Consider the following 10995-nt stretch of genomic DNA (forward strand, 5'->3'; position numbering starts at 1 on the left):
TTTTGTGAATCAATTTTCGTTTAATGTATTGATGGTGTTAATAAAAAATAACAATAACGGTCTTCCTCAGTTTCATCGCCAAAAGCAGTCGAGCGCGCTGTGAAGCGACACCTAATTTTCACTTGTTTCATTTTTTAAACTGACCACAGAACAAAAACAAACCAAGTGATTAATAGGACTTAACATGAAAAATTATAAGCTTCTACCTCTATACCTAGCTGTGGCTGCCGTACTCTCTTCTGCTCCTTCTTTTGCCAACGATCCAATGCCAAATCCTGAGGTGTTGGATCAAGATCAACAACCACTGGTGCTGACACCAGATATAAACGTTCCCGCGGGTATCGTATTTTCTGGTTATGCTCGTTATGGCGCAGCCTACCAAAATGGCGATGTCAAACTGGTTGAAACCAATGGCCGTTTAAACGGTAACTCAACAGGCCGTTTAGGAAACGAAGGTAACGGTGGTGAGTTCCAATTTGGTAAAGGATTCGTCAGTGACAGCGGTGCTATTTGGGATGTGGTGGTGATGTTCAACCATTGGGGTGATGAGGTGGGTGTGCCTAAAGCTTACGCTGGCGGAACCAACATTTTTGAAAGCCAACCTGAACTTTACGTATGGGCTGGTCGAGACTTTCACCAACGTATTTCAACGAATTTGAACGACTATTTTTGGATGACGCATGATGGGCAAGGTGGTGGTTTCTACAACCTTAATCTAGGAGGCATTAAATTCGACGCCAGTGTCGTTAGTGCAACGGGGGCTTCTCCTAGCGATCATCCAGATGGTAATTACGCATTGACCACCAAAATCCACGGCATTCAATTTTCTGATACAACCAATCTCAGCATTTATGCTAACTACGGCTTTGATGATAATTCGGATCCAACGGCCAAAAAACTCAACGCGTTTCAAGTGGCGGGTGAATTGAAGTTTGGGGATGACCGTTTGGTGGTGCGTTATGCTGATAACGCCAAAGACAGTGTTTTTTGGAAAACGGAGAATCAATCAGCGTTGTTGGTGAGCTTTGATGGGAGTAAGGCGCTGGGAGACAATGCGGCGATCGAATACTTAGCGGCTTATCAAGCCTACGAAGATGGCGCATACAAACAGTATGACCGTACTAACTACAACGTGTTGGTCCGCCCGATGTATTTTTGGGATGAGACCAACTCAACGTGGTTAGAAGCTGGCTATGATGTTGTAGATTTTGACAACATCGACGCCACCAACTCTTCTTGGAAAGTGACACTATCGCAGAACATTTCGTTTGGTAAAGGTGCAGGCGCTCGACCAATGCTCCGTTTCTATGCCACTTTGGGTGATGCCGATAACGAAACTGTGATCGACAAAGACGGCCTATTTAAAGCCGCAAGTAACCCAGATACGGTAACGATTGGCGCGATGTGGGAAGCGTGGTGGTAACCCCATATTTGATCATTAACTGTCCATTCTTTTTTCACGGCTCGCTCGATGCCTGCCGTGGTTTTTAACCTCCAGCGATACACTTACGCTTTCGGGCCACATTAGTGGCCCTTTTTTATTTACGGTAATCGGCCACCATCTTTTTCTCTCTTCCGATTGCCATGAAACAGTTTCATGGCTGCTTGGGAAACTGTTGTGGCTTTCAATGTTTAGATAATTGTCATTTGTGTGCCTAGTTCGATGTGATTTCTCTCACGCTAAAGCGAGGGGATATCTTGAATACTAGCTCATGAAAGCGGTTTCTTGTTGGTTTTGTCAGTAATGTTGTGAGGCGAGAGTGGCGACAATTAAAGATGTGTCTGATCATGCAGGTGTATCGCAAGCGACGGTGTCGCGGGTGATTAATGGAACTAGCCGTGTTAGCCACGATAAAAAACTCAGAGTCGAAAAGGCGATTAAAGATCTTGGTTACCGCCCCAATTCTATTGCTCAAGCACTGGCCTCAAGCCGTACGGGGAGCATCGGCATCATAGTACCGGAATTAGGGGGCCCTTTTTATTCAAGCATTTTGCACAACATTGAAGAGCAATTGCGTAAGTTTGGCTACCACGTCGTCGTGACGGCAGGCTCGAACACCGAGCAAGGGCAAAAAGAGTCGGTGCAATTTCTGCTAGGTCGCCGAGTCGATGCATTAATTCTCCATACTCAACATCTAACCGATGACTACTTGATTGAATTGGATCAACAAGGGGTTCATTTGGTGCTAGTGAACCGTTTTATTCCTGAAATGGCCAGCAGCTGTATCGACATTGATAACGAGATAGGTGGCTTTTTGGCGACACAGTATTTACTCAGTCAGGGTCATCAACGAATTGCTTGTATTACTGGGCCATTGGATAAATCTGATGCGCGAGGCCGTTTGCAAGGCTACCGAAAAGCGTTGGAAGAGGCTGGGCTTGACTATGAAGAAGCGCTCGTGTCTGAAGCTGGTTTTACCGAAGAATCCGGCGTCAAAGCGATGCGCAAATTACTGATGCGTCACTGTGAATTTAGCGCCGTATTTGCTTCAAACGATCATATGGCATTTGGTGCATTTGAAGAGTTGCGCCGTGTCGGGTTGCAAATACCACAACACATATCCTTGGTTGGATTTGACGATATTTTATTCGCGCGTTACCTCACCCCAGCGTTAACGACCGTGAATTTCCCTCTTGAACAGATGAGCTTAGAAGCGGTTCAGCTCGTTATTCAAAAGCTGCACAAAAACAAACGCGACGTGAACTTCAAATTATCCCCTTCGTTGGTGATACGAGACTCCGTCAAAAATTTACTCAACACCCTATAAACCTAACAATAAAGATATTAAGGATGAATCATGAAATTTAAGACCTTAGTGCTATCAAGCGCCGTGGCTTTAGGATTTTCTTCGCTTACATATGCTGCCGACCACACCATCCGTTTAGACGGTTTCCCCGACTTTGATAGCAGTTTGAAAGTCTTATTGCCGGACTTTGAACAAAAGAGTGGTATCAAGGTTGACTATTTAATGAATAACCACGGCGACCACCACACCAAGCTGACGACGAACCTTGCCACAGGATCCGGAGCGGGGGATGTGATTGTGGTTGATGTAGAGAAAATTGGTCCCTTTGTTGCCTCCGGTGGCTTAGTCAATTTGTCCGAAAAATATGGCGCGGACAAATTCCAAGACCATTTCGCACCTTATGCTTGGGCACAAGGCAAGGGTGGTGATGGCAATATGTATGGCATTCCTGTCGACCTTGGCCCTGGCGTGATGTACTACCGAACCGATGTGTTTGAAAAGGCGGGGATTGACATCAATCAAGCGATAAAAGATTGGGACTCCTACATCAAAGCCGGTGAAATATTGAAGAAACAAAACGTACAGCTGATTGCATCCGCCGCTGATGTAGCACAAGCGATCATTTTTACCACGGTTCCTGACGGCGAAGGATTGTATTTTGATAGTAAGGGGAATTCAGTCGTCACTTCCGAACGTTTTGTACATGCATTTGAAGTGGCAAAAACGATTCGTGAAAAAGGGTTAGATGGCCGAATTTTGGCATGGTCTAACGAATGGTATGAAGGTTTCCGTAACGGTACTTTTGCCACTCAGCTTTCTGGTGCGTGGTTACTCGGACATCTGAAAAACTGGATTGCGCCAGATACAGCAGGCAAATGGGCCGTATCAAACCTTCCTGATGGTATTTACGGCAGTTGGGGCGGTTCATTTCTCTCAATCCCTACTCAGTCAAAACATCAAGATGAAGCGTGGAAGCTGATTGAGTACATGACAACCAACCGTGATGTGCAGCTTAAAGCGTTCGAAACGATTGCCGCGTTCCCCTCTAATGTCACGACTTACGATGACCCAATGTTCAATGAAGAAATTGAATTTCTAGGTGGTCAAAAAGCGCGTTTGTTGTTTGCGAATGTGGCAAAAAACATCAAACCAGTCGCGCCTGCGAAAGGCGACCATGTGGCTCGTTCTATCATCTTAGAAAATGCACTGATGGAAGTGTTGGATGAAGGCAAAGACATCAAAGCCGCCCTGAAAGATGCTGAACGTTTAATTCAGCGTCGTACCCGTAATATGCAATAGCACGGTCATCATTAAAAAGAACCGCCAGCGGTGCTGGTGGTTCACTAAGCGTAAGTTATAGAAGGCATGATGTTATGCCTAAGAGGTCGTTATTATGAATCACGTTACGAGCAACGCTGTGCAAGCGCCATCGGGTCGACGTTTTTTTTCTCACCTGAGTTTGAAAGCGCTTACACCGTACGGGTTTCTATTGCCGTTTTTGATTATTTTTTCTGTTTTTGGAGTTTTTCCTCTCCTGTTTTCTGTCTATCTCTCTTTCCATGCGTGGAACCCCGTCGAAGGGGTTGCCGCCATGAATTATGTGGGATTTGATAACTACCAAGTTGCACTGACCGACCCTTGGTTGTGGCGTTCATTAAGCAATACATTGTGGTTGGCGATAACCTCGGGCGTCGCTCAACATTTAGTCGCTATTCCAGTGGCCTATATTTTGGTTTCATTGGGCGATCGGCTGCGTCATTGGCTGACATCCGCTTATTTTTTGCCATTCATTACCTCAACGGTGGCGGCGTCGCTCATCTTCTTCAATATGTATTCACCCAATTCGGGCATCATCAACCAAAGCTTAATGGCTTTAGCTGATAGCAGTGTCTTTGGCTGGGCATTTTCTTCGCTTAATGAGTATCAACCTATCCGTTGGTTAGATGATGCCAACATGATCAAACCCTCGATTGCCATCATGGTTTTTTGGAAATACACCGGTTTTAACATCGTGTTGTACACCACAGGTTTAATGACCATTCCCAAAGAAATTTTAGAAGCCGCGCGGATGGATGGTGCCAACGCCTTTCGCCGTTTTTGGAATATCTCACTGCCGATGATTCGCCCTTTCGTTTTCTTTGCCGTCACCATGACCATCATTGGCAACTTACAACTGTTTGAAGAACCGTTTGTATTAACGCGCGGCACCGGAGGCGTAGGCCAAGCGGGCTTAACCATCTCAATGTATCTCTACAAAGTGGGTTGGGAGTGGCTAGAGATGGGCACGGCATCCGCTATTTCTTGGCTGCTGTTTGCGCTGATTGCAACTTGTACTGCGATTCAGTTTTTCTTCTTTGGTAAAAAAGGGTTGGGGGAGTAATAGCATGTCAATCCACGCTTTAAAACTCAGTGATCGCAGCATTGAACTCATCACTAAAGTAATGATGGCGCTACTGGCGGTTGTATTGATTGTCTCGGCGTTGATCACTGTTTTCCCATTTTTGTGGTCGGCGCTGCTGTCAACGCGCGATCGTACGGAAATCTTCGGTTCAGGCATCAGCTTTGCCATTGGGGATAGCTTAGCCATTAACTATGCAAAGCTGTTGCAGATTATGCCGTTTTGGCAGGCGATGTTTAACTCTATCTACATTGCCTTTTTAGGCACCACTATCTCACTGTTGTTTTGCAGTATGGGCGGTTACGCGTTTGCTGTGTTTCAGTTCAAAGGTAAGAACGCGCTATTTGGCATGTTGGTGGCTTCCATGATGATCCCACCCGTCTTGAGCTTGATCCCCTATTTTATGATCGTGAAATTTCTGGGTTTGATGGATAACCACATGGCGGTTTGGCTGCCGTTTACCACCACTCCATTTGGGATTTTTCTAATGCGCCAACACGTGATGGCCTCTATTCCTAAAGAGTTATTAGAAGCGGCCAAACTCGATGGCGCGGGAGAGTTTCGTACTTACTGGAGCGTTGTTTTGCCGTTGATGAAACCTGCATTGGCAACACTGGCGATTGTACAGTTTGTCTTTTTCTGGAACAGCTTTATGAACCCGTTAGTGGTGCTCACATCGCCAGAAAACTACGTCATTACTCAGGCGTTACGTAGCGTGCAAGGCATTCCAAATACGCCTTGGGGTGCGGTGATGCTTGGCACCACCATTTCTATATTGCCACTGGTGACTATCTATCTCTTTGCGTCCAAACAGATGATAAGCGGCTTAACATCCGGTGCAGTAAAAGGCTGATTAGCCTTCAATCCCTCATTTTAGTTACTCATGCTGGCGTGGTTTTGTTGAAAGAAGGCGCAGTGTGAAGGAGAAAAATTATGGCAAAAGTTGAATTTAAGAACATTAAGAAGTCGTTTGGTCATGTGGATGTTGTTAGGCATTTTGATTTCACGGTGAATGATGGTGAGTTTGTGGTATTTCTTGGCCCATCGGGTTGCGGAAAATCAACCACATTACGCATGTTGGCGGGGCTGGAGTCGATTACGGCCGGTGATATTTACGTTGGTGACAAGTGGATGAATAACGTAGATGCCAAAGATAGAGACTTAGCGATGGTGTTCCAAAGTTATGCGCTTTACCCACATATGAGCGTGTATGAAAACATCGCGTTTGCATTGAAGTTAAAAGGCATGCCAAAGACTGAAATCGATAAGGAAGTGCGTAAAGCGGCAAAAATGTTAGAGCTTGACCCGCTCCTTGATCGTAAGCCTAAAGAGTTATCCGGCGGTCAACGCCAACGCGTGGCGATGGGGCGTGCCATGGTGCGTACGCCAAAAGTGTTCTTGTTTGATGAGCCACTTTCTAACTTAGATGCCAAACTTCGTGGTGTGATGCGCGAAGAGATCAAGCAGTTACATCGTCAGCTTAAAACTACCACTATTTATGTTACGCATGATCAAATTGAGGCCATGACGCTCGCTGATCGCATTGTGATCCTCAAAGATGGTTATGTTGCACAAGTCGGTACGCCAACAGAGGTGTTTCAACGCCCGGCGAACAAATTTGTGGCGCAGTTTATTGGTAACCCTTCGATGAACATGCTTGATGCACAACTTATCCAGCAAGATGGCGAATGGCTTATCCAACTGGGTGACATCTTTATCCCGCTTCCCGAGCGATTTAAAGCGCATGCGTCTAAAAACCTCGCATTGCATGTCGGTATTCGCCCCACCGATATTCACTTACGCGCAGAACAAGTTAACCATGAACGCGTGTTGCCAATTGCCGTCACGCTCAAAGATAAAGAGTTGCTCGGTGCGAGTATTTTGTTGAAAACCCATGTTGCAGGCCAGCCTTTGATGGTGGAAACCCAAGCGGCAGAGGTAGAGGTGACGAAGGTTACACTCTATCTCGACCTAGATGCGATTCATATTTTTGATGCGCTGAGTGAAAACTCATTGGCTAGTTTTTAATGGTGAACAAGACGATGACAATAATAAAGCAAGCCCCTTATTTCGACGTTTGGCCCAAAATAGAATCAGCAATCAAAGCTGACCCTGAAATTGAACAGCAAGTAGCAAGAATCATAGGGTTGATGACCTTAGAAGAAAAAATTGGCCAGATTATCCAACCAGAAATCCGCGATATTACGCCGCAAGAAATCATCGATTATAAGATTGGCACGGTACTTAATGGTGGTGGCTCTTGGCCAAACAGCAATAAACATGCACCAGCCAGTGAGTGGGTAGCGAAAGCCGATGAATACTGGTTTGCCGCAGAAAAAGCTTATCAAGGTCGCCCATTTCATATTCCGTTTATGTGGGGGACTGACGCAGTACACGGCCACAATAATGTCTTTGGCGCAACCGTATTTCCGCACAATATTGGGTTGGGGTGCGCGCGCAATCCTGCTTTAATTCGCAAAATTGGCCGTATTACCGCGCTGGAAATCGCCGCGACGGGTATTGATTGGACCTTTGCACCAACCGTGGCCACCCCTCGTGATTTGCGTTGGGGGCGCTGTTATGAAGGTTACTCTGAAGACCCTGAAGTGACTTATGTTTATGCCAGCGAAATGGTCGCAGGTTTGCAAGGTGATGCCATTGACTTACAAGGTGAGCACCATGTGATCTCAAACGTCAAACATTGGGTGGGTGATGGCGGCACAGTGAATGGTGTTGATCGTGGCAGCAATACTTACAGTGAAGATCTGCTGCGTAACGTGCATGCCATGGGCTATTTCAGTGGCCTTAATGCCGGTGCGCAAGTGGTGATGTCTTCATTTAATTCGTGGGATAACCAAGCGAACTACGATCACGCACCGCACATTTCAGGTGATTACAACCTCAAAATTCATGGCAGTAAGTACCTACTCACTGATGTTTTGAAAGATCAAATGGGCTTTGATGGATTAGTTGTAACCGATTGGCATGGTCATTCTGAAGTCAGTAAATGTACCGATGGTAATGCGACTTACGCTATCAATGCGGGTAACGATATCTTAATGATCCCTATTCGTGAGCATTGGCAATCAGCCTATCGTCAGGCGGTGAGCGATGCAAAAAGTGGAGTACTGAGCCAGAGCCGAATTGATGATGCTGTGACGCGTATTTTACGGGTGAAAATGCGCGCGGGTTTATGGAAAAAACCGCATCCTTCAGCGCGAGCTTTGGCTGGTCAGCAGTCACTGATTGGTTGCTCTGAACATCGTGCTATCGCTCGCCAAGCCGTGCAGCAATCGATGGTACTGTTGAAAAATAACAAGGGTATTTTACCGCTCAAACGTGGGTGCAAGGTTGTGTTAACGGGCAGCGGTGCCAATGATTTGCAAAAGCAAGCGGGCGGGTGGAACCTCACTTGGCAAGGGGATGAAAATAACTTAGCCGATTTCCCCGGAGCCACCACAGTGAAAATGGCGTTAGAAGCCGAATTGGGCATAGATAATGTTTGCTACGATCCAGAATTAACAGGTGATTGGCAAGCGGGTGATATTGCGGTTGTGGTGTTTGGTGAAGATCCTTATTCTGAAATGATGGGTGACATTAAAGCGTGGCAATCTTTGGAGTTTTCAACCTTGAAACGTCGCTACCGAGCAGATAGCGAAAAAATCAAAGCATTTCATAATCGCGGCGTAAAAGTGGTATCGATTTTCTTTAGTGGTCGTCCACTGTTTGTCAATGAAGAAATATCCTTGTCTGATGCTTTTGTTGCGGCATTTTTACCCGGTAGCGAAGGACGTGGCATTACTGATGTTTTAGTGGCTAAAGAGAATGGTGAAGTTAATATCGACTTCTCTGGTACCTTGTCATTCAGTTGGCCGAATAAAAAGCGCAGCACCTGTGTGAACCGTATTCCTCCTCATATTCCCAACTATGTCGTGCCTGAATGTGAGCAGTCTCCGGTTGGGGAACATGCTCCTTTATTTGAATACGGTTATGGGCTTAATTATGCTGAAAAAAAACAAACTCGAGATTTAGATGACCTTGATTTAGATATCGACTCAGAAGAAGCAAAATGGCAAGCAACACGTGCAGAGCATCTGTATGGCATTATGGCGACGATAGGCGATTATCAACTTAAAGTGTCGGATGCTGAACATTGGATGGGCGTGGATGTCTCACGCAACAACGTGATGAAACTCGGTGCTGTCCGAACTAAGCCGTATAACTACCAGCAGCAGCAAGACGCCGTTGAGGTAGAAATTCTGGGGGGTGGAGCAATGGTTTATGCGCAAACGGGGCTAGGGCAAGCGGAAGATTTCAGCCATTACGATAATGCGCATGGTGTGGTCAGTTTTGAGATTAAAGTGCTCAGAGCGGCAACAGAACCTGTTTATTTGTCACTGCAACGCGCCGTTGTTCCTGGGTGTTTGGGGGATATTGATAACGTGGTTAAAGTGGACGTCAGCCACTACTTTTCCACCATCAATGATAGCTTTACGCGCGTGAACATTGCTTGTTCACATTTCTCTGAGCAAGGATTAAGTTTTACTCATCTCGACACGCCCTTCTCATTATTTACTAATGGTGAGTGTCAATTTGTGATCGCCAATATATGTTGGGATACACAGTAAAAAGAAACGATAGACTCCTTCTCCGTGTGGAGAAGGAGTGCTTCTAAAGGGCCAAACATCGCCATGAGAAAATCAAAGAAAGCACCCACTGTTTATGATGTCGCTAAGCTTGCTGAGGTTTCGGCAAGCACTGTCTCTCGTTTTTTGAATCGCACAACTTACGTATCGGATGAAAAAAGCCAAAATATTGAACGTGCAATTAAAACCCTTGGCTACAAACCTAGTTACCCAACCAGTCATCTAGGCAATAAGCGTTCGATGACTATTGGTGTATTAGTGCAGCACGCAGAGAGCCCTCACACCAGTCGAATTCTGAATGACATGGAGAAGGTATTAATGACCCAAGGGTATTCACTGGTGATTGCCACAGGTCAGTGGCAGAAAAACTTGGAAGCACATGCACTGGAGTATCTTGCCAGAAGCAATGTCGATGGAATGATCATAGTGACAGGCAGTTTAAAAAGCGATCAAATCCTCAAATATGCTCAATCGATTCCCATCATTGCTGTCGGCCACCAAATTGTTAGTAATAATGTACGTTGCATTAATGTGGACAATGTACTCGGCGGTTATATTGCCACCTTGCACCTATTGCAATTAGGGCACGTGAACATTGCTCATATAAAAGGGCTCGCTAATCAGCCTGATTCAACCGCCCGTTTCACTGGCTACCAAAAAGCGCTTCGTGAAGCGGGAATTAAGCCTATGCCTAAACTCATTAAACAAGGTGACTTTAGCTCTGAATGTGGGTATGAAAAGACGGTTGAACTGTTGCAGTCGAAAGTCCATTTCTCGGCGATTTTTGCTGCTAATGATCAAACGGCTTATGGTGCCATTAAGGCGTTAACTGACCACGGTGTGCGAGTGCCAGATGATGTTTCAGTGATTGGTTTTGATGACTTACCTGTCTCTCAGTATTTCACTCCGGCCCTAACGACATTGCGTCAACCAATTGAAGAGATCGGTGCGGTGTGTGCGCATTCCATTCTCAACTTGCTCAGTGGTGAGAGGCACGATGCTAGGTTACCCCCTATCGATTTAATTGTGCGAGAGTCCACAAAGTCTATCTATCGTTAATAAAAAGCCCTCGTGAGAGGTAATGCCGTTCACTTAAGAGTGAACGGCATTTTTGTTCTTAGCATACCGTTGTGGTCTAGGCTTAACTGTTCTAGGGAATGTTCTTTCCCTTCGCCCTTCAAGTATTAAGCTTTCAGCCATGTTG

At 45.8% G+C, this 10995-nt stretch carries 8 protein-coding genes; all 8 read left to right on the forward strand.

Going from position 1 to position 10995, the window contains the following annotated elements; all coding sequences use genetic code 11:
* Positions 1 to 184: 184 nt before the first annotated feature.
* The 8 genes from AACQ75_RS07640 (at position 185) to AACQ75_RS07675 (ending at position 10850) form a co-directional block, all read left to right on the forward strand.
* Positions 185 to 1423: a carbohydrate porin gene (locus AACQ75_RS07640; protein WP_047687784.1), complete on the forward strand. Its 1239-nt coding sequence runs from the start codon at positions 185 to 187 to the stop codon at positions 1421 to 1423.
* A 337-nt stretch (positions 1424 to 1760) separates the two neighbouring features.
* Entirely contained in the window at positions 1761 to 2768 is a 1008-nt protein-coding gene (locus AACQ75_RS07645) for a LacI family DNA-binding transcriptional regulator (RefSeq protein ID WP_017050242.1), read from the forward strand.
* A 30-nt stretch (positions 2769 to 2798) separates the two neighbouring features.
* Complete coding sequence (locus tag AACQ75_RS07650) at positions 2799 to 4046, forward strand: extracellular solute-binding protein (RefSeq protein WP_094132777.1); 1248 nt, start codon at positions 2799 to 2801, stop codon at positions 4044 to 4046.
* A 94-nt stretch (positions 4047 to 4140) separates the two neighbouring features.
* Positions 4141 to 5127 carry a carbohydrate ABC transporter permease gene (locus AACQ75_RS07655; protein WP_170889799.1) on the forward strand — a complete coding sequence of 329 codons (987 nt, stop codon included), beginning with the start codon at positions 4141 to 4143 and terminating at the stop codon, positions 5125 to 5127.
* A gap of 4 nt (positions 5128 to 5131) precedes the next feature.
* On the forward strand, positions 5132 to 5998 hold the full coding sequence (locus AACQ75_RS07660) for a carbohydrate ABC transporter permease (RefSeq protein ID WP_017044900.1): 867 nt from the start codon (positions 5132 to 5134) through the stop codon (positions 5996 to 5998).
* Between the two features lie 80 nt (positions 5999 to 6078).
* Entirely contained in the window at positions 6079 to 7173 is a 1095-nt protein-coding gene (locus tag AACQ75_RS07665; RefSeq protein WP_013868152.1) for an ABC transporter ATP-binding protein, read from the forward strand.
* Positions 7173 to 9773: a glycoside hydrolase family 3 protein gene (locus AACQ75_RS07670; protein ID WP_170889801.1), complete on the forward strand. Its 2601-nt coding sequence runs from the start codon at positions 7173 to 7175 to the stop codon at positions 9771 to 9773. The genes AACQ75_RS07665 and AACQ75_RS07670 overlap by 1 nt, the downstream gene beginning before the upstream one ends.
* Positions 9774 to 9836: 63 nt before the next feature.
* Entirely contained in the window at positions 9837 to 10850 is a 1014-nt protein-coding gene (locus AACQ75_RS07675) for a LacI family DNA-binding transcriptional regulator (RefSeq protein WP_026027775.1), read from the forward strand.
* Positions 10851 to 10995: the final 145 nt, after the last annotated feature.

This window comes from Vibrio sp. B1-2, from assembly GCF_963888445.1.
GTDB classification, from domain to species: domain Bacteria; phylum Pseudomonadota; class Gammaproteobacteria; order Enterobacterales; family Vibrionaceae; genus Vibrio; species Vibrio anguillarum.

Bases quoted from the DNA above. Each gene is read 5' to 3' on its own strand.
- AACQ75_RS07640 (WP_047687784.1), top strand. From the start codon at position 185: ATGAAAAATTATAAGCTTCTACCTCTATACCTAGCTGTGGCTGCCGTA.
- AACQ75_RS07650 (WP_094132777.1), top strand. From the start codon at position 2,799: ATGAAATTTAAGACCTTAGTGCTATCAAGCGCCGTGGCTTTAGGATTT.
- AACQ75_RS07655 (WP_170889799.1), top strand. From the start codon at position 4,141: ATGAATCACGTTACGAGCAACGCTGTGCAAGCGCCATCGGGTCGACGT.
- AACQ75_RS07660 (WP_017044900.1), top strand. From the start codon at position 5,132: ATGTCAATCCACGCTTTAAAACTCAGTGATCGCAGCATTGAACTCATC.
- AACQ75_RS07665 (WP_013868152.1), top strand. From the start codon at position 6,079: ATGGCAAAAGTTGAATTTAAGAACATTAAGAAGTCGTTTGGTCATGTG.
- AACQ75_RS07670 (WP_170889801.1), top strand. From the start codon at position 7,173: ATGGTGAACAAGACGATGACAATAATAAAGCAAGCCCCTTATTTCGAC.
- AACQ75_RS07675 (WP_026027775.1), top strand. From the start codon at position 9,837: ATGAGAAAATCAAAGAAAGCACCCACTGTTTATGATGTCGCTAAGCTT.